Source organism: Aliiroseovarius sp., from assembly GCF_965228805.1.
GTDB lineage: Bacteria > Pseudomonadota > Alphaproteobacteria > Rhodobacterales > Rhodobacteraceae > JASBTN01.
In genome coordinates this window covers 1175958-1191645 of the sequence record NZ_CBDDIE010000003.1, presented here as the reverse complement: position 1 = coordinate 1191645, position 15688 = coordinate 1175958, and the positions used below count along the sequence as shown (strand labels likewise).

The 15688-nt window shown below is 62.6% G+C and carries 20 protein-coding genes; 7 read left to right on the top strand and 13 right to left on the bottom strand.

The window, feature by feature from the left end; all coding sequences use genetic code 11:
* Positions 1-14 precede the first annotated feature (14 nt).
* The gene (gene trxA, locus ACO07D_RS07170; protein ID WP_421702273.1) at positions 15-335 is read left to right on the top strand and encodes a thioredoxin; all 321 of its coding nucleotides are present in this window, start codon (positions 15-17) and stop codon (positions 333-335) included.
* A gap of 87 nt (positions 336-422) precedes the next feature.
* Here the strand turns inward: trxA and ACO07D_RS07165 are convergent, their stop codons facing one another.
* Together ACO07D_RS07165 and ACO07D_RS07160 are read right to left on the bottom strand one after the other, a co-directional pair.
* Complete coding sequence (locus ACO07D_RS07165; RefSeq protein ID WP_421702272.1) at positions 423-605, bottom strand: hypothetical protein; 183 nt, start codon at positions 603-605, stop codon at positions 423-425.
* 117 nt (positions 606-722) lie between these two features.
* Positions 723-1325 carry a L,D-transpeptidase gene (locus tag ACO07D_RS07160; RefSeq protein WP_421702271.1) on the bottom strand — a complete coding sequence of 201 codons (603 nt, stop codon included), beginning with the start codon at positions 1323-1325 and terminating at the stop codon, positions 723-725.
* Between the two features lie 171 nt (positions 1326-1496).
* Here ACO07D_RS07160 and ACO07D_RS07155 point away from each other — a divergent pair, with 171 nt between their 5' ends.
* Positions 1497-2036 (top strand): CAP domain-containing protein, encoded by a 540-nt coding sequence (locus tag ACO07D_RS07155; RefSeq protein ID WP_421702270.1) that lies wholly within the window; start codon positions 1497-1499, stop codon positions 2034-2036.
* Here ACO07D_RS07155 and ACO07D_RS07150 read toward each other — a convergent pair.
* The 5 genes from ACO07D_RS07150 to ACO07D_RS07130 all read right to left on the bottom strand — a co-directional run bounded on the left by ACO07D_RS07150 (position 2021) and on the right by ACO07D_RS07130 (position 6602).
* Positions 2021-2569 (bottom strand): L,D-transpeptidase family protein, encoded by a 549-nt coding sequence (locus tag ACO07D_RS07150; protein WP_421702269.1) that lies wholly within the window; start codon positions 2567-2569, stop codon positions 2021-2023. The two genes, ACO07D_RS07155 and ACO07D_RS07150, sit on opposite strands and share 16 nt — an antisense overlap.
* A 74-nt stretch (positions 2570-2643) precedes the next feature.
* Entirely contained in the window at positions 2644-3858 is a 1215-nt protein-coding gene (locus ACO07D_RS07145; protein ID WP_421702268.1) for a class I SAM-dependent RNA methyltransferase, read from the bottom strand.
* Entirely contained in the window at positions 3855-5012 is a 1158-nt protein-coding gene (locus tag ACO07D_RS07140; RefSeq protein ID WP_421702267.1) for a CCA tRNA nucleotidyltransferase, read from the bottom strand. The genes ACO07D_RS07145 and ACO07D_RS07140 overlap by 4 nt, the downstream gene beginning before the upstream one ends.
* A complete protein-coding gene (locus ACO07D_RS07135; RefSeq protein WP_421702266.1) occupies positions 5009-5602 on the bottom strand; it encodes a CoA pyrophosphatase in 594 nt (197 codons plus the stop codon). Before ACO07D_RS07135 ends, ACO07D_RS07140 begins: the two co-directional genes overlap by 4 nt.
* Complete coding sequence (locus ACO07D_RS07130; protein WP_421702265.1) at positions 5595-6602, bottom strand: Hsp33 family molecular chaperone HslO; 1008 nt, start codon at positions 6600-6602, stop codon at positions 5595-5597. Before ACO07D_RS07130 ends, ACO07D_RS07135 begins: the two co-directional genes overlap by 8 nt.
* Positions 6603-6673: 71 nt before the next feature.
* On the opposite strand from ACO07D_RS07130, the gene ACO07D_RS07125 reads away from it, so the two are divergent.
* A complete protein-coding gene (locus ACO07D_RS07125) occupies positions 6674-7114 on the top strand; it encodes an NUDIX hydrolase (protein ID WP_421702264.1) in 441 nt (146 codons plus the stop codon).
* On the opposite strand, the gene ACO07D_RS07120 is transcribed toward ACO07D_RS07125, so the two are convergent.
* Positions 7099-8373 carry a PP2C family protein-serine/threonine phosphatase gene (locus tag ACO07D_RS07120; protein WP_421702263.1) on the bottom strand — a complete coding sequence of 425 codons (1275 nt, stop codon included), beginning with the start codon at positions 8371-8373 and terminating at the stop codon, positions 7099-7101. The two genes, ACO07D_RS07125 and ACO07D_RS07120, sit on opposite strands and share 16 nt — an antisense overlap.
* A gap of 168 nt (positions 8374-8541) precedes the next feature.
* Between ACO07D_RS07120 and ACO07D_RS07115 the strand changes: the two genes are divergently transcribed.
* Positions 8542-8853 carry an Hpt domain-containing protein gene (locus ACO07D_RS07115; RefSeq protein WP_421702262.1) on the top strand — a complete coding sequence of 104 codons (312 nt, stop codon included), beginning with the start codon at positions 8542-8544 and terminating at the stop codon, positions 8851-8853.
* Here ACO07D_RS07115 and ilvA read toward each other — a convergent pair.
* Positions 8846-10093 (bottom strand): threonine ammonia-lyase IlvA, encoded by a 1248-nt coding sequence (gene ilvA / locus ACO07D_RS07110; protein ID WP_421702261.1) that lies wholly within the window; start codon positions 10091-10093, stop codon positions 8846-8848. The genes ACO07D_RS07115 and ilvA overlap by 8 nt on opposite strands.
* Positions 10094-10209: 116 nt before the next feature.
* Between ilvA and ACO07D_RS07105 the strand changes: the two genes are divergently transcribed.
* The 3 genes from ACO07D_RS07105 (at position 10210) to ACO07D_RS07095 (ending at position 12269) form a co-directional block, all read left to right on the top strand.
* On the top strand, positions 10210-11460 hold the full coding sequence (locus ACO07D_RS07105; protein ID WP_421705008.1) for an argininosuccinate synthase: 1251 nt from the start codon (positions 10210-10212) through the stop codon (positions 11458-11460).
* Positions 11461-11507: 47 nt separating this feature from the next.
* Complete coding sequence (locus tag ACO07D_RS07100; RefSeq protein WP_421702260.1) at positions 11508-11912, top strand: GNAT family N-acetyltransferase; 405 nt, start codon at positions 11508-11510, stop codon at positions 11910-11912.
* A gap of 69 nt (positions 11913-11981) precedes the next feature.
* A complete protein-coding gene (locus tag ACO07D_RS07095) occupies positions 11982-12269 on the top strand; it encodes an SCP2 sterol-binding domain-containing protein (protein ID WP_421702259.1) in 288 nt (95 codons plus the stop codon).
* On the opposite strand, the gene ACO07D_RS07090 is transcribed toward ACO07D_RS07095, so the two are convergent.
* From ACO07D_RS07090 to ACO07D_RS07075, 4 genes are read right to left on the bottom strand one after another with little or no spacing between them, the layout of a single operon-like run.
* Positions 12266-13192 carry a hypothetical protein gene (locus ACO07D_RS07090; RefSeq protein ID WP_421702258.1) on the bottom strand — a complete coding sequence of 309 codons (927 nt, stop codon included), beginning with the start codon at positions 13190-13192 and terminating at the stop codon, positions 12266-12268. The genes ACO07D_RS07095 and ACO07D_RS07090 overlap by 4 nt on opposite strands.
* Entirely contained in the window at positions 13189-13887 is a 699-nt protein-coding gene (locus tag ACO07D_RS07085; protein ID WP_421702257.1) for an HAD family hydrolase, read from the bottom strand. Before ACO07D_RS07085 ends, ACO07D_RS07090 begins: the two co-directional genes overlap by 4 nt.
* Positions 13884-14795, bottom strand: a complete 912-nt coding sequence (locus ACO07D_RS07080; protein WP_421702256.1) for a D-amino acid aminotransferase — start codon at positions 14793-14795, stop codon at positions 13884-13886. Before ACO07D_RS07080 ends, ACO07D_RS07085 begins: the two co-directional genes overlap by 4 nt.
* Positions 14792-15655 carry a ribokinase gene (locus tag ACO07D_RS07075; RefSeq protein ID WP_421702255.1) on the bottom strand — a complete coding sequence of 288 codons (864 nt, stop codon included), beginning with the start codon at positions 15653-15655 and terminating at the stop codon, positions 14792-14794. Before ACO07D_RS07075 ends, ACO07D_RS07080 begins: the two co-directional genes overlap by 4 nt.
* Between the last annotated feature and the right edge of the window lie 33 nt (positions 15656-15688).

Genomic DNA, 15688 nt, shown 5'->3' with positions numbered 1-15688 from the left:
GCAGGAGCAATGAAATGGCAACTGTCGCTGTCACCGACGCCACCTTTGACGCGGAGGTCCGCAATGCGGATGTTCCGGTGGTCGTAGATTTCTGGGCCGAATGGTGTGGCCCGTGCAAACAAATTGGCCCGGCTCTGGAAGAGCTGTCCGACGAGCTGGCCGGCAAGGTCAAGATCGTCAAGGTCAACGTGGACGAAAACCCGAACACCCCCGCCCAGATGGGCGTGCGTTCGATCCCCGCGCTGTTCCTGTTCAAGGACGGTCAGGTGATCTCGAACAAGATCGGCGCTGCGCCGAAGGCCGCGCTGCAGGGCTGGATCGACGAAAGCGTCTGATCCCAGCATCTGTACCAAAACAAAAAAACCCCGCTCGGCCGAGCGGGGTTTTCTTTTTCTTGCGCGTCCGCGCAACCAAGCCGAAGCTTAGTCGGCGATGGCCACGCCCACCAGAACCAGCAGCAGCAGCGGGATCAGGATGCCGGCCGACGAGGACGAGGTGGCTTCTTCGACCACAACGACGGGCTCGACGATCGGGTCAACCGGGGCGCCGGCGAAAGCGGCGGTGGCAGCAGTGGCGATCGCAGCAGCGAGAGCGATTTTTTTCATGTGACTTCTCCATAGATGGTGCGCCGGAAGCGCACCGGTTTCTGATCAGAATAACGCCAGAAACCGGGATTTTTCCGAAGATGCAAGGGGGAATAATCACCCTGGCGTAACCTGTTGTCAGATCAGCAACACCTGTGTACCCGACACGGCCAGAGCGAAAAGCTCGGCGATGTGTTCATTATACAGGCCGATGCAGCCGTTGGAGGAGCGCCGCCCGATCTTGCGCGTATCATGGGTGCCGTGGATGCGATAGTATTTCCACCCCAGATACAGCGCATGCGTGCCCAGCGGATTATCCGGGCCAGGGCCGATAAAATCGGGCCACTCCGGGTTGCGGATCTTCATCGACGGGGTGGGCGCCCAGCTGGGGCCCTCGACCTTGCGAATGACGCTTGTGCGGCCGCGACGGGTCATTTCCTCGGTCAACGGCACCGACGTCGGGTAGAGCTTGTAGATGGTCTCGTCCTCGTTCCAGTAATGCAATGCGCGCGAGGTGGTATCCACCAGGATCGCGCCCTTGCGCAGGTTCGAGAAATAGGGTTGCCACTGCAACGACCGGAAGGACGAGATATTGCGGCGCACGACCTCCGGTTCTTCCTCGATCTCGGTGGTCGAGGGTTCGTTCTGCGCCAAGGCGGGGGCGGCCATCATGCCAGTCGCGGCCATGGTGGTGCCAAGGAAGGCGCGGCGATTGAGCTTGTTTTCACGATCCTGGGACATGGTACGGCTCCAACTCGGTCAAAAATAAATTCATCTATCCTATATTGCGCGAAAGCCTCAGTCGCAAATCAAACCAGCGTCAACTTGCCGAAAAGACCCCTGGTGGGTTTGATTGACACGGATTGACCCTGTAGATGTGGCGGGAAATTTTCCGGTTGGGGTGAAATGCTTATGAAACGTCTGGTTCTGATTCTGTGTGCTTCCGTGCTGGCACTGGCCGGGTGCGAGACCGATGTGCAGCAGATCGGTGCGGATGGCAAACCGCTGCCGCGGCCCTATCGCATTGCGGCCGGGTCGAAATCGACGATCCAGTTCCGTATGCTCGACAGCGTGAACGAGCTGCGCGCGGCCGCCGGTGCCGCCCCTGTCCAGCTGGACAGCAAGCTGAACGCTGCCGCCGCGACCCATGCCCGTGACATGTCGGTGCAGAACCGGCCCTGGCATTTCGGCTCTGACGGCTCCTCGCCCCTGGATCGCGTGGCGCGGGTTGGCTACCCCGGGATCATGCTGGGTGAAAACATCTCGGAAACCTATGAGACCGAGCTTCAGACCCTGTCCGCCTGGATGGAGCAGCCCGATACACGCAACGTGATCCTGGATCCACGCGCGGTGAAGATGGGTTTTGCCTGGCACCAGGAATCAAACGGCAAGATCTGGTGGACGCTGCTCATGGGCAGCGCGCCCGTGGCCGTGGCTCAGCCCTCCAGCTGAGCTTCAGACGCGGTCACGACCGGCGGGCTGACTGCAAAGATATCCACCGGCGTTCCGTTTCTGACCATGGAATAGATCACCTCGATCTCTTCATCTGATACCGAGATGCAGCCGGCGGTCCAATCGCGCCCCTGCTGGTCCTGCCTGCGCGGCCCACCGTGGATGAAGATATCACCCCCCGGGCTGCGGCCCCGCGCATGGGCGAACTGGCGATCCGCATTGTTCGGATAGGAAATCCCCAGGCTCAGGTGAAAGGCGCTGTTCGGATTGCGACGGTTGATGAAATAGCGCCCCTCGGGCGTGCGTCCGTCGCCTTCAAACTGCTTGTGCCCCTCAGGCGCATAGCCCAGGTCGACCGTATAGCTCTTCAACGCCACATTGCCGTGCAGAAGGTGCATCGTGCGCGTGTCCTTGAACACGACGATGCGGGTCACTTCGGGCCCGTCATAGGCCAGGAACTTCGACTGGTGTTTCGCGCAGGAGGACAGGGCCATTACCCCGACCGCCGCTAGGATCATCATGATATAACGCATGAGCACTGCCGCCTCGTGTTTTGGCGCTCATACACGAAACGGCCCTTTGTCGAAAGCCCCGGACCGTTCACAATTCAGCGGGTGAGGACGGCGGCAACCTCGACATGGGTGGACCATCGGAACTGGTCGACCACCTTGACAGGCTGCATGTCGAACCCGGCGCCGATCAGGATTTCCGCATCCCGCGCGAAGGTTACGGGGTTGCACGAGACCATGGCGACGCGGGCCAAGTCACTCGCCGCGATCTCGTCGATCTGCGCCTCGGCCCCGGCGCGCGGCGGGTCGATCACCGCAGCGTCGAACCGGTTCAGTTCATCGGGCAGAAGAGGGCGGCGGAACAGGTCGCGGGTCTCGGTCGTGACACGATGCAGCCCCTGCGAATGTCGCCAGCCAGCATCCAGCGCGGTCATCATCGCCTCGACCCCTTCCACCGCATGGACATGGGCGTGCTGGGCGACCGGCAGGCTGAAGGTGCCGCTGCCTGCAAACAGGTCGACAACGGTTTTCGCGCCTTCCACACCTTCCAGAACTGTGTCCAGCAAGGCGGCCTCGCCATCCTGCGTCGCTTGCAGGAAGGCCCCCGGTGGAGGCGTGACCCGCGCCCGGCCAAAGGCCTGCGCGGGCGGCATCATCGTCGCGATCACCTCGCCATTCCAGGTCAGTCGCGCCAGACCGCGCTGCCCGGCCAACTGGCCCAGCGCGGTTTCCAGCGCGCGGTCCAACGGCTTGCCGTCACGCACAGACACATCCGGCCCGGCTTCGGACCGGGTCACGGTCACGCTCATCTCGCCCTTGCGCGACCCGCCCAGCGCGGCCAGTTCACGCAGGGTCGGGAAGGTGGCGATCAGGTCGGGGTGCAGCAAGTGGCAATCCGGCACCTCGGTGATCACGTCCGATTTCGGCGCGTGAAACCCAACCAAAGCGCCCTTCTTCGTGCGCCGCACTGACAGGGTTGCACGGCGGCGGGCTTGCGGCGCCGAGGTCTCTATTCCAGCCAAATCAGCCTTGATGCCACGGGCAGACAGCGCCTCACGCACCACCTCCATCTTCCAATCGGCAACGAAAGCGTCGGAGGCATGTTGCAACGCACAGCCCCCGCAGCTGTTCACATGGCGGCACGGTGCCTTCACCCGGTCCGAGCTGGGCGTCACGATCTTCGGCGCCGGGATACGATCGCCGTCCAACTCGCCCTCGACAACCTCTCCGGGCAAGGTGCGCGGGGCAAAGATCGGACCCTCCGCAATGCCGTCGCCCTTATGCCCCAAGCGGGTGATCGTGACCTGGGTCATGCCAGCAGCTCCTCTTTCGTCAGCGCAAAGCCCGAGGCGATCCAGCGCGCCTCCAGCTCCTTCAACCGCGCGCCCAGCGCGGCGCCTTGATGGGCGGGCATCAGATCCTGTGCCGAGACCGGGAAGGTCCCGCGCGCCTGATCGCCGGAAACAAGTCTCTGTTCCAATTCACCCGGCATCTGTCCATCGGTCATCGCGGCCCGCAGCAGCGCCACATCCCGCGCCCGATCCGCGCCCAGGCGGTAGGCCAGTTCGGCATCACCCGCAGTATCGGCCAGGGCATCACGCAGCTGATCCAGCTGCTTGGCTTCGCCATTGGACAGGCGCAGCCGATCCTTCAACCCTTCGCCGCCCAGACAGACCAGCCGCCGCATCGCATCCGGCGCCAGCCCGGCCTGTTCCTCCAAGTGCACCAGCACCGGCAAGAACCGCGCCTCCGCCCCGGGCAGAACCCGGGCCAGGACCCCGCATTGCGCCATCGAAGCCAGCGATTGAGACGGGTTCGGCGCCAACAGAAGCTTGCGCATCTCGGATCCGACCCGTTCGGCTGAAAGCGTCTCTAATCCAGCGGAGTTTGCCGCAATCGCCGCCAATCCTTCCGCATCCAACCCGCCCTCGGGATTGCCGTAATGGGCGTGGAACCGAAAGAAGCGCAGGATGCGCAGGTAATCCTCGCGAATGCGATCCTCGGCCACATCAATGAAGCGCAGGTAGCGCGCGCGCAGGTCCTCGAGCCCGCCCAAAGGGTCAACGATCGCCCCATCCGGCCGCGCATAAAGCGCGTTCATGGTGAAATCGCGCCGGTGCGCGTCTTCCTCGGCGGTCTTGGCAAAGGCCACCACCGCGCGGCGCCCGTCGGTCTCCACATCCTTGCGGAATGTGGTGATCTCGAAGGGTTCGTGATCCACCACCACCGTGACCGTGCCATGATCGTACCCCGTCGGCACCGATTTGAACCCGGCCCGCTTGGCCGCCGCAATAACCTGATCCGGTGTCGCATTGGTCGAAATGTCGATGTCCGAGATCGGCACACCCAACAGCGCGTTGCGCACGCATCCCCCGACGAACAGCGCCTGGAACCCCGCATCGGTCAACATGGCGCAAACCGCCTGCGCCGCCGGTGCCGTCAGCCAATCGTCGTTGATCCGGGTCATGCCTGCACCCGGTCTGCCAGCGCCCTCAGCATCCGCGCGGTGGCGCCCCAGATGTAATAGGGCCCCCAGGGCACGGTGTAATAATGCCGTTTCGTGCCCTGCCACATGCGCCCCTGGACCGCGAACCGCGCGGGGTCGGAGACATGCGAGAAGGGCACACGAAACACCTCGGCCACTTCGCCGGGTTCGGGCGTGGCGTCAAATTCGGCTCTAACCCGGCCCAAAATTGGGGTTACGGTGAAACTGGTGACCGTTTCATGGAACGGCAGTCGGCCCAGGACGTCGACATTTGCCGGGTCCAGGCCGATTTCCTCCTGCGCCTCGCGCAGGGCGGCCTGTTCCACGGTTTCGTCACCCTCCAGCTTGCCACCCGGAAAGGCGATCTGGCCGGGATGGTGTTTCAGGGCCGAGCTGCGCTTGGTCAGGATCACCTGCAATTCGCCCCGCACCTCGATCACCGGGATCAGCACCGCCGCGGGCCGCAGCTTGCGGTTGGGCGGCAGCTTGACCCCGGGATTGAGGTCGAAATCCGACGAGCTGGCCCCGTCAGGGCCCAGCGCCGCGCGGATCGGGGCGAATAGGTCAGTCATCCTGCCTCGCCTCAGAACCCTCAGCCTCGAACCCCAGGGTCTTGGGGTCGAACTCATAATGCGCGCCGCAGAACTGGCAGTCGGCGGTCACGATGCCCTCATCCGTCGTCATATGCGCGATGTCCTTGGCCGAATAGATCGACATCGAGGTGCGCACGCGTTCTTCCGAACAGGTGCAGCCGAACTCGATCCGCTGCGGATCGAAGACGCGCGGCGCTTCCTCGTGGAACAGGCGCAGCAGCAACTGGGTCGGCTCCACCGAGGGGCCGATCAGCTCCATTTCCTCGACTGAATCCAACAGGATATTGGCACGGTTCCAGTTCTCGTATTCATCCTCGGACAGCATGTCGACGGCACGCATGATGCCATCCTCATTCGGGCCGTTTTCATCCTGCTCCATCAGCGGCGAGGCCTTGGGCATGTGCTGCAGCATCACGCCACCCGCGCGCCAGCTTTCCGCGCCACCCGCCAGCATCGAGCGACCAAAGGTCAGCTGGAACCGGGTCGGCAGCTGTTCGGATTGGGCGAAATAGGCCTTGGCGCAATCGGCCAGGCTGGCACCGGTGATCGGGGTCATGCCGGTATAGGGTTTGCTGTCACCGCCCTGGTGGATCAGGATCGCCAGGTAGCCTTCACCGATCTGGTCGAAGCCGGGCGCGTTCGGGTCCAACCGTTCCTCATCATATGAGGCATAGGCGCGGATGCGGCCAGGCTCACCCTCCTTTTCGGGGGCGTAGTAATCGGTTGCGATCAGCCGGGCAGCGCCCTTGCCGCGCACTTGCATGGACAGTTTCCAGCGCAGCTTGATCGTCTGGCCGATCATCGCGGTCAGCATGGCGGCTTCGGCAACCAGGTTCTCGATCGCCGGGGGGTAGTCGTGCTGCGCCAGGATCTGGTCCAACACGCCGTCCAGGCGCAGAACCCGCCCGCGCACGTCGGACTTGTCCAGTTGGAAGGGCAGGATGGTATCATCCCAGGCGATTTTGGCTCCGAGGCTCATGAGGCTTTCCTATCAGCGTTCAGCTTGGCATACCGCGTCTATGTAGGTGCGGCAACCAAGGGGAAAAGGGCATGATCCCGCGTTTTGGCGAATCACGGCAGGTTGGACGGCGCTATACGCTGCGACCGGGGGCCTATGCAATCCTGCCCCGCGGACGGGATCTGCTGCTGACCCACCAGGAAGAGCCCGAACCCGAGGTGCAACTGCCCGGTGGCGGCATCGACCCGGGGGAAAGCCCGCTGACCGCCCTGCATCGCGAAGTGTTCGAGGAAACCGGTTGGCGCATTGCAAGCCCGCGCCGCCTGGGGGCGTTTCGCCGGTTCACCTACATGCCGGAGTATGACCTCTGGGCGGAAAAGCTCTGCCACATCTATGTCGCCCATCCGGTGCGCCCGCATGGGCCGCCCAGCGAACCAGGACATGAGGTGCTTTGGGCGCCGATGCAGGTCGCGGCACGGATCCTCGGAAATCCCGGGGATCGTGCCTTTGTTGCGGCCTACCTGTCCCGCTGATACTCGATCATCGCGCAGGACAGGTCGTCGGGGAAATCCTGTGTGCCGCAGAACAGATCCAGATCCCAGGTCAGCGCCTGGAAGAAATCCGCCCCGGCCAGGTCCTTGTTGCGTTGTGCGATTTCCTCGAACCCGGCCTCTTCCAGCTGTTCGCCATCATCCCCTTCGCATTCGGTAAACCCGTCCGAATAGAACATGAGCCGCTCTCCGGGCTGCAGCCGAAGACTGAAGCTGTCATATTCCGCGCCGGGGATCAGCCCAACCGGCATGCCACCTTCGCCGACATATTCCACCGCACCGTCGGCCCGCATCAACATCGGGTTTGGGTGGCCGCATTGCGTCATCTCAACCTCGCCCGTTCGCAGGTCCAGATACCCCAGCAGCAGTGTGAAATAGTGATCTGACTCGATCTCATCATGCATGATCTCGTTCAGCAGACGCGCGACACTCTGAGGCGGGCGTGGGAAATAGACCCCATCGGCCACACGTTTCAGCGCAACATTGTGCTCGGGCGATCCTTCGGACAGGTAGGAGGCCAGGCGCGCTGTCAAAAGTGCCGAAGCAATGCCGTGACCGGACACGTCGATCGAATAGACCGCAACGCGATGCTCATCCAGGCGGAAGAACCCGACCAGGTCACCCCCCACATGGCCGCAAGGTTTCAACATGACCGAAACCTCCGCCTTGCCGAAGTCGCGGAACCTTTCACGTACCAGCGCCTGCTGCATCTCGCGCGCCTCGATCAGGTCGCGGTCCAGATTGTCATAAAGCGACGAGATTTCCGCCAGCGTGGCGCTGACCAGCCGGTTCTTTTCCTGCAACTCGCGCTGCATGCGCAGGATGCGGTCGCCCGCATTGATCCGCGCGCGCAGTTCCTCGGCATTGGGCGGTTTCGACAGGAAGTCATCCGCGCCCACATCCAGCCCCTGCGCCACTGCGCCCTTTTCGGTCTTTGATGTCAGGAGGATGAAGTATCCATATTTCTCGCGCTCCATCGCGCGGAACTGTTGGCACAGTTCCAGCCCGTCCATGCCCGGCATCATCCAATCCGACAGGATCAGGTCAACATCTTCGCTTTCAAGCAACGCCAACGCCTCTTCGCCGCCGGCCGCTTCGATCACATTATACCCCTGGCGCGACAGGGAAGCGCCTAACACACGGCGCTGCGCCCGGCTGTCGTCGACAACCAGGATGGTCTGCACCACACCGGTATCTCTGGGATCCTCCGGCTGGGCATTCTGCGCGACTAAAGCACTCACGACATGACCTTTTTTCAACTGCGAGTCCGCGACTCGTTTGGTTGAGTTACGCAGTTGCGCTTTAACAGCCGCTTAAAGCTAAAATTTTGGCTGTTTGCAGGGATCCATTAACCGCTTGGCAAGGGGGATGGGCGATCCTAGGCGCGAAACCGCGTAAGGAGACGACCGATGATCAGTTGGGATCGCGTGAATGAACTGCGCGATGAAATCGGCGAAGAGGATTTCGCCGAAGTCGCCGAGATCTTCTTGGAAGAGGTCGAGGAGGTGATTGATCGCCTGCGCACTGATCCACAGCCTGCGCAGTTCGAACAGGACCTGCATTTCCTGAAAAGCTCGTCGCTGAACCTCGGGTTCGAGGCGCTGTCGAAAGTCTGCAGCGACGGCGAACGACAGGCCGCCGCCGGTGAATTCGACCCGGCTGGCCTGGGCGCCGTCTTCTCCACTTTCGATGCATCGAAAGAGGCTTTCCTGGCTAGATAATGAACTCCGCCAGGACCTCGTCCTGGGTAATATCCGACCAGACGAACCCTTCGGCATCCAGCTTGGCAAACAGCGCATCGAAGTTCTCCGGCGCCGAGGTTTCGATGCCGATCAGCACCGAGCCGAAGTTGCGCGCGGATTTCTTCAGATATTCGAAGCGGGCAATGTCATCCTCCGGCCCAAGCATCTCAAGGAAGTCGCGCAAAGCGCCCGGACGCTGCGGCAGGCGCAGCAGGAAATATTTCTTCAGCCCCGAATAGCGCTGCGCCCTTTCCTTGACCTCCGGCAGCCGTTCGAAATCGAAATTCCCGCCCGAGGTCACACAGACCACTGTCTTGCCCTTGATCTGATCCGACAGGTCCGCCAGCACATCGACGGAAAGCGCGCCGGCCGGTTCCAGCACCACGCCTTCGACATTCAGCATATCCAGGATGGTGGTGCAGATACGATCCTCCGGCGCGGTCAGCACATGGTGCAGGGGCACGTCCTTCAACGCCGCAAAGGGCCGCGCGCCAATCCGCGCCACCGCCGCGCCATCGACGAAACTGTCCACCTTGTCGAGCTTGACCGGCTCCCCCGCCGCAATGGCCGCCGTCAGGCTGGCGCCGCCTTCGGGTTCGACATAGCGAACGGCGACATCCGGTGCGACCTCGCCCAGAAAGCGCGTGATCCCGGCCGACAGCCCGCCGCCGCCAACCGGCAGCACGACCATATCGGGCGCACGGCCCAGCTGCGCCATGATCTCGGCGGACACGGACGCCTGACCCTCGATCACATCCTCATCGTCAAAAGGCGCCAGGAAATGCCCGCCCACCTCGGCACAATAGGCCTGCGCGGCGGCCAGCGTGTCATCGAAATAGTCGCCAACCATGCGGATTTCGACCGCGTCACCGCCAAAGATGCGGGTCTTGTCGATCTTCTGCTGCGGCGTCGTCACCGGCATGAAGATCACGCCGCGCACCCCGAAATGCCGCGCCACATAGGCCACGCCCTGGGCATGGTTCCCCGCCGAGGCACAGACGAACACGCCCTGGTCCGGGTCCGCCGCCAACGCCTTGCCCATCGCGTTCAGCGCGCCCCGGATCTTGTAGCTGCGCACCGGGCTCAGATCCTCGCGCTTCAGCCAGATATCCGCCCCAAACCGCGCGGACAGATGGTCATTTCGCTGCAACGGCGTGGCGGGGAAAATCGCCCGCATCTGCTGCTCGGCCACGCGGGCTTTTCTCAGGAAGTCGCTCATGAGGGCGCATCTTGCCCAAATGCCGCGCCCTGACAAGCCCTCACGCACGACCGAACCTTGCCCCCACCGACAAGATCGGCTAAGCGCGCGAGGAACCGCTCGTGAAAGGGAAACTGATGATCTCGTCCAACACCGCGCCCCAGAAAGCGCCCAAGAAAGTTGTCCTGGCCTATTCCGGTGGCCTCGACACGTCGATCATCCTGAAATGGCTGCAGACCGAATATGGCTGCGAGGTGATCACCTTTACCGCCGATCTGGGCCAGGGCGAGGAGCTGGAACCGGCCCGCGCCAAGGCCGAGATGCTGGGCATCAAGCCCGAGAACATCCATATCGAGGACCTGCGCGAGGAATTCGTGCGCGATTTCGTCTTCCCGATGTTCCGCGCCAATGCGCAGTACGAAGGGCTCTATCTGCTGGGCACCTCGATCGCCCGCCCGCTGATCTCGAAACGCCTGGTGGAAATCGCCGCCGAGCACAATGCAGACGCCGTGTCGCACGGCGCCACCGGCAAGGGCAACGACCAGGTGCGTTTCGAACTGGCGGCCTACGCGCTGAACCCGGAAATCGTCGTGATCGCCCCCTGGCGTGAATGGGACCTGGGATCGCGCACCAAGCTCCTGGAGTTCGCCGAGCAGCACCAGATCCCCGTCGCCAAGGACAAACGTGGCGAGGCCCCCTTCTCGGTCGATGCGAACCTTCTGCACACCTCGTCCGAAGGCAAAGTCCTGGAAGACCCGGCCGAGGACGCGCCCGATTACGTCTACCAGCGCACCGTGCACCCGGAAGACGCCCCCGACACGCCCGAATTCATCGAGATCGAGTTCGAAAAGGGCGACCCGATTGCCATCAACGGCGAGAAAATGTCGCCCGCGACCATCCTGACCGAGCTGAACGAATATGGCCGCAAGCACGGCATCGGCCGCCTGGACCTGGTCGAAGGCCGCTACGTCGGCATGAAGAGCCGCGGCATCTACGAGACCCCCGGCGGCACCATCCTGCTGGATGCCCACCGCGGCATCGAAAGCATCACCATGGACCGCGGCGCGATGCACATGAAAGACGAGCTCATGCCGCGCTATGCCGAGCTGATCTACAACGGCTACTGGTACTCGCCCGAGCGCGAGATGCTGCAGGCCGCCATCGACCACAGCCAGGAACACGTCACCGGCACCGTGCGCATGAAGCTCTACAAGGGTCTGGCCCGCGTGGTCGGCCGCTGGTCGGATCACTCGCTCTATTCCGAAGAGCACGTGACCTTCGAAGAGGACATGGGCGCCTATGATCAGACCGACGCCGCCGGCTTCATCCAGCTGAACGCGCTGCGCCTGAAACTGATCGCCCTGCGCAACCGCCGCATCAAACCCTGATGCAGCGCCGCGCCGTTTCATATGAGAATGTGAACGCGCTCCTTCGCTTGAAAACGGGGGCCGATCAGGATGGCCTGGTCGCCCCCAACCCCGTCACCCTGGCCCAGGCGGCCTATGAGCCCGGCTCCCATGTCTGGGGGCTTTATGACGGGGACACCCCGGTCGGGCTGATGGCCATGATCCACCCTCATCACGGCAAGTTGGACGAGGGCGACGACCCCGACGGCGCCTATCTATGGCGCCTGATGGTGGCGGCCGAGCACCAGGGCAAGGGCTATGGCCGCCTCGCGATCGAGGAATGCAAGGCCCAGGCCCGTGAATGGTCCCTGCCCCGGCTGGTCTCCTCGGTGGTGGATGCGCCGAATTCCAACATGGGCTTCTACGAGCGGCTTGGCTTTCGTCAGACCGGCCGCATTGTCGACGGCGAGCTGGAAATCGTCATGGACCTCTGAGGTCCCGCGACGTCACCGATTGTTCCGCCCCCCACGCCGCCCTAAGCCTGTGCGCACAGGGAGGCCCACATGACACTGACCACCATCGCCGACGGCATCAACGCCAACCTGCCCAAAGGCGGTTTTGAAGGCTCGCTGAAATTCGACTGCGGCGCGGACGGCGTGATCGTCCTGGCCGACGGCGCGGCGTCGACCACGGATCAGGACACGGATTGCACCATCCGCCTGAGCACCGACAACCTCACGAAGCTTCTGACCGGCAAGCTCAACCCGATGACCAGCGTTATGATGGGCAAGCTGAAAGTGTCCGGAAACGCGGGCGTGGCGATGAAGCTGGGGGCTTTGTTGAAGGGTTAGACCTTCGCCCAGATTTCGGCCAATTGTATGGGGCGTGAAAGCTCATCAAGGATTCGATTGAGCTCCTTCGTCAGCTCAACACTATCCCCCTCAAGATCACGCACCATGAACCAATGGACACTCGAGTCCATGAAGACGAGCAATCGTGGTCCTTCCTGCACCAGACCCTGAATGCCGACTTGAAAGCGGAATAACAGCTTTGTTTGGTCAAAAGCCTTCGCCAAACGGTCCAACCGGTGCTCCAATCCTTCCGCGTTTTCGTAGAACACAGCAAGGGGCGGGTCTGCGCCTACACGAATTTCCTTGTCCCAACGATGCTCAAGCGGTGGGGCCTTGCCAAAAACTGCGCCAACTTTCCGACTAAACTCGGATTTCGCGCGACGGATCACCAAGGGCGACAAGTCGCCCACCTGTGGCTCAAGACCGAAGACCAACCCTTGAAACCGCGTGGTCTTCCCTCCATCACCGTCATCATCCGTCATTTCGATGTTGTCGACCGAAAATATCAGATCCCCCAACGTCCCGGACAGGCTGTCATTGACAGAGATATCCTTGCCTTTGACCACACCAAACTCCCGCCCCCGCTCTGCCCGCGCCCGAGCGTGACCGGTTTTTGTTTCATAGGTGAGACCGACCATGTTGCTCAGGGTTGGCAAGGCACCGGTTCGGGTGAGCATATGAAGGCGCTTCTTTTGTGCACCGTGCCAAGCCCACAGTGCGAAACCCGGAACCAGAACGGCGAAAAGAAGACCTGAGAATGGTCTGCCCAGAACGAAGATACCCAGGAATATGGCAAGGGCTGCATAAATCAGATAGGCCGCAAGCAGAATTCGAAAGAACCGCATGAAACTGCTGCTCTGCGCCTCAAAATCCGCCACAAATGTATGAAGCGCTTCAATTTCGCTCCCGGTCTTTTCTGTCAAATTTTCTCCACCTTCATCCGCTCATAATAGGGCAGCGCCGCCTGCAACACATCTTGCAGGTGCTTGGGAACTTCCGGCAGCGGTCCCTCGGCCCCGGCAAAACCCGTGCTGTTCCACACGGCGCCGTACCAATGCTGCGCCCAGACGCCATCATCCTTGTGCCCGCCCTTGGGCCAGGACAGCATCGCCGGATCCCAGACAAGCCCAATCGCCTCGCAGAGCTTGCGCAACATCCCCTCGGGATCGTCGCGAATGTCGTGGCTGTCCACCACAACACCGCCGAACTGGTCGAACAGCTCGGCCTGCTGGCGGAAACCGATATCCTCAAGCGTCGGGTTCTCGCGTTTCGCCGCATAGGAGGCGATCACCCGCGCGGGGTGGCGGATCAGGAAGACATTCATCACCTCCGCCATCCAATCACGCGGCACGCCGTCCACCATGTGCTGGGTCATGTGTTTCTGATAGTAATGCGGTTTGCCATCCGGGTTCGGACCCGTCAGGGACGCCACGACCTCGGCCGGATCCTGCGGCTGGCTTGCCAGGATCTCCGCCTGCATCGGGTGCACGATCCCGGTCTTCGCCAGATAGGCCGCATAGAACGGCTCATCCACCACCGCGCAATCCGCGCGGTTGCCGAAGGCATACATCATGGCCGTCGACAGGTTGCGCGGCCCGGACCACATGGCGATCTTCATTTCGCCGCTTCCTGCTGGATCAGAGCCTTGTAGAGCCCCCTGAGCCGCTCCGTCACCGGCCCCATCTGCCCGGTGCCGATCTGCCGCCCGTCGATCTTGCCCACCGGGGTCTGCGCGCCGAAGGTGCCGGTCAAAAACGCCTCATCCGCGCCGTAAGTGTCGACCAGCGAGTAGTTGCGCTCATGTACCGGAATGCCATTCGCACGACACAGGTCGATCACCTTTTGCCGGGTGATCCCGTTCATGCAGTAATCCCCGGTGGAGGTCCAAACCTCGCCCTTCCTGACAATGAAGAAGTTGCAGGCATTGGTCGTGTTCACGAAGCCATTCACATCCAGCATCAGCCCCTCGTCCGCCCCGGCCTTTTCGGCGGCGATACAGGCCAGGATGCAGTTCAGTTTGCTATGCGAGTTCAGCTTCGGGTCCTGCGTCATCGGCAGGCCCCGGATATGCGGCACAGTTGCCAGCGTAATCGGGCGCGGGATGGAGGGTCGCGAATGTTCCATGATGATCGTCACGGTCGGGCCTTGCTGGCTCAGCCCCGGGTGCTGGAACGGGCGCGTCTTGACGCCGCGTGTCACCATCAGCCGCGCATGGGCATCCGTGGTCATCCCATTGGCCTTTTGCGTCTCTAACACGGCGGAAATGACCTGATCTCGGGTCATACCAATGTCCAGGTCGATCGCCTTTGCCGCCTCGAACAGGCGGTCCATGTGCTCGTCGATAAAGGCCCAATGCCCATCATACAGGCGCAACCCCTCCCAGACGCCATCGCCCAGCATGAAGCCGGAGTCATAGACGCTGACCAGAGCCTCGGCCTTGGGCACAACTCGACCGTTCAGCCAGATCAGAATTTCCTCATTGCGGGCGTCGTCCTCAGCCTGGTGGGTGGTCACGTGATCGGTCATTTGGCCTCCTGGCGGTCAAGAAATGCGTCGGTTTCTGCGCGGGTTGGGATCGCGTCGGCGGTGCCGGGGCGGGTGACCTGAATGGCCGAGGCCGCCTGGCCAAGGCGCAGCGCCTGCGCCACCTCCAGCCCTTGGTCCAACCCGGCCACGAAGGTGCCGATGAAACAATCCCCCGCGCCGGTCGTGTCCACAGGGGTAACAGAGAACGCCGGGAGCGAGATTTCTTGGTCGCCAAACCAGGTCACACCCTGCGCGCCCCGGGTGATCAGGCGATCCGGCAAGGCGATGTCGCCAAGCGCGGATCGCAGCTGCGCTGCTTCGACCTCGTTCATCACCAACAGGTCGGTATGGGGCAGCATCTCCTGCACCGCCTCGACGGAAAAGGGCGCGGCGGAATAGACCACGCGCATCCCTTTGGCATGGGCCAGCTCAGCCGCGGCACGCCGCAGGTTGGTTTCGTTCTGGAGCAGCAGAACATCCCCGGCCTCGGCGTCCGACAGAGCCGTTTCAAGGTGGGTTAGAGACTGCTTCAGGTTCGCGCCGGAAAAGATGACGATCATGTTCTCGCCCGCGTCATCCACGCAGATATTGGCGTGTCCGGTGGCTTCCTCGACCTCGGCCACACGCGCCTCGACCCCGAAAGCCCGCAGCTGATCGACCCAGGGACCGCCCTCGGCCCCGACCGCACCGATATGCACGGCGCGGGCGCCCGCGCGGGACACCGCCACGGACTGGTTCGCGCCCTTGCCGCCCAACCCGGTCATATGCCCGCTGGCCGCAAGGGTTTCGCCCGGCGCCGGGATATGCGGCACGCGGTAGACATGGTCGATATTGATCGAACCGAGGTTGTAGACGGTCATCTCCCCTCCGCTCCCTGACGGGTTTTCAGCGGA

What these genes read in the sequence shown, in the direction of transcription:
- trxA (WP_421702273.1), top strand. Translation starts at nt 15, where the DNA reads ATGGCAACTGTCGCTGTCACCGACGCCACCTTTGACGCGGAGGTCCGC.
- ACO07D_RS07165 (WP_421702272.1), bottom strand. Translation starts at nt 605, where the DNA reads ATGAAAAAAATCGCTCTCGCTGCTGCGATCGCCACTGCTGCCACCGCC.
- ACO07D_RS07160 (WP_421702271.1), bottom strand. Translation starts at nt 1,325, where the DNA reads ATGTCCCAGGATCGTGAAAACAAGCTCAATCGCCGCGCCTTCCTTGGC.
- ACO07D_RS07155 (WP_421702270.1), top strand. Translation starts at nt 1,497, where the DNA reads ATGAAACGTCTGGTTCTGATTCTGTGTGCTTCCGTGCTGGCACTGGCC.
- ACO07D_RS07150 (WP_421702269.1), bottom strand. Translation starts at nt 2,569, where the DNA reads ATGCGTTATATCATGATGATCCTAGCGGCGGTCGGGGTAATGGCCCTG.
- ACO07D_RS07145 (WP_421702268.1), bottom strand. Translation starts at nt 3,858, where the DNA reads ATGACCCAGGTCACGATCACCCGCTTGGGGCATAAGGGCGACGGCATT.
- ACO07D_RS07140 (WP_421702267.1), bottom strand. Translation starts at nt 5,012, where the DNA reads ATGACCCGGATCAACGACGATTGGCTGACGGCACCGGCGGCGCAGGCG.
- ACO07D_RS07135 (WP_421702266.1), bottom strand. Translation starts at nt 5,602, where the DNA reads ATGACTGACCTATTCGCCCCGATCCGCGCGGCGCTGGGCCCTGACGGG.
- ACO07D_RS07130 (WP_421702265.1), bottom strand. Translation starts at nt 6,602, where the DNA reads ATGAGCCTCGGAGCCAAAATCGCCTGGGATGATACCATCCTGCCCTTC.
- ACO07D_RS07125 (WP_421702264.1), top strand. Translation starts at nt 6,674, where the DNA reads ATGATCCCGCGTTTTGGCGAATCACGGCAGGTTGGACGGCGCTATACG.
- ACO07D_RS07115 (WP_421702262.1), top strand. Translation starts at nt 8,542, where the DNA reads ATGATCAGTTGGGATCGCGTGAATGAACTGCGCGATGAAATCGGCGAA.
- ilvA (WP_421702261.1), bottom strand. Translation starts at nt 10,093, where the DNA reads ATGAGCGACTTCCTGAGAAAAGCCCGCGTGGCCGAGCAGCAGATGCGG.
- ACO07D_RS07105 (WP_421705008.1), top strand. Translation starts at nt 10,210, where the DNA reads ATGATCTCGTCCAACACCGCGCCCCAGAAAGCGCCCAAGAAAGTTGTC.
- ACO07D_RS07095 (WP_421702259.1), top strand. Translation starts at nt 11,982, where the DNA reads ATGACACTGACCACCATCGCCGACGGCATCAACGCCAACCTGCCCAAA.
- ACO07D_RS07085 (WP_421702257.1), bottom strand. Translation starts at nt 13,887, where the DNA reads ATGAAGATCGCCATGTGGTCCGGGCCGCGCAACCTGTCGACGGCCATG.
- ACO07D_RS07080 (WP_421702256.1), bottom strand. Translation starts at nt 14,795, where the DNA reads ATGACCGATCACGTGACCACCCACCAGGCTGAGGACGACGCCCGCAAT.
- ACO07D_RS07075 (WP_421702255.1), bottom strand. Translation starts at nt 15,655, where the DNA reads ATGACCGTCTACAACCTCGGTTCGATCAATATCGACCATGTCTACCGC.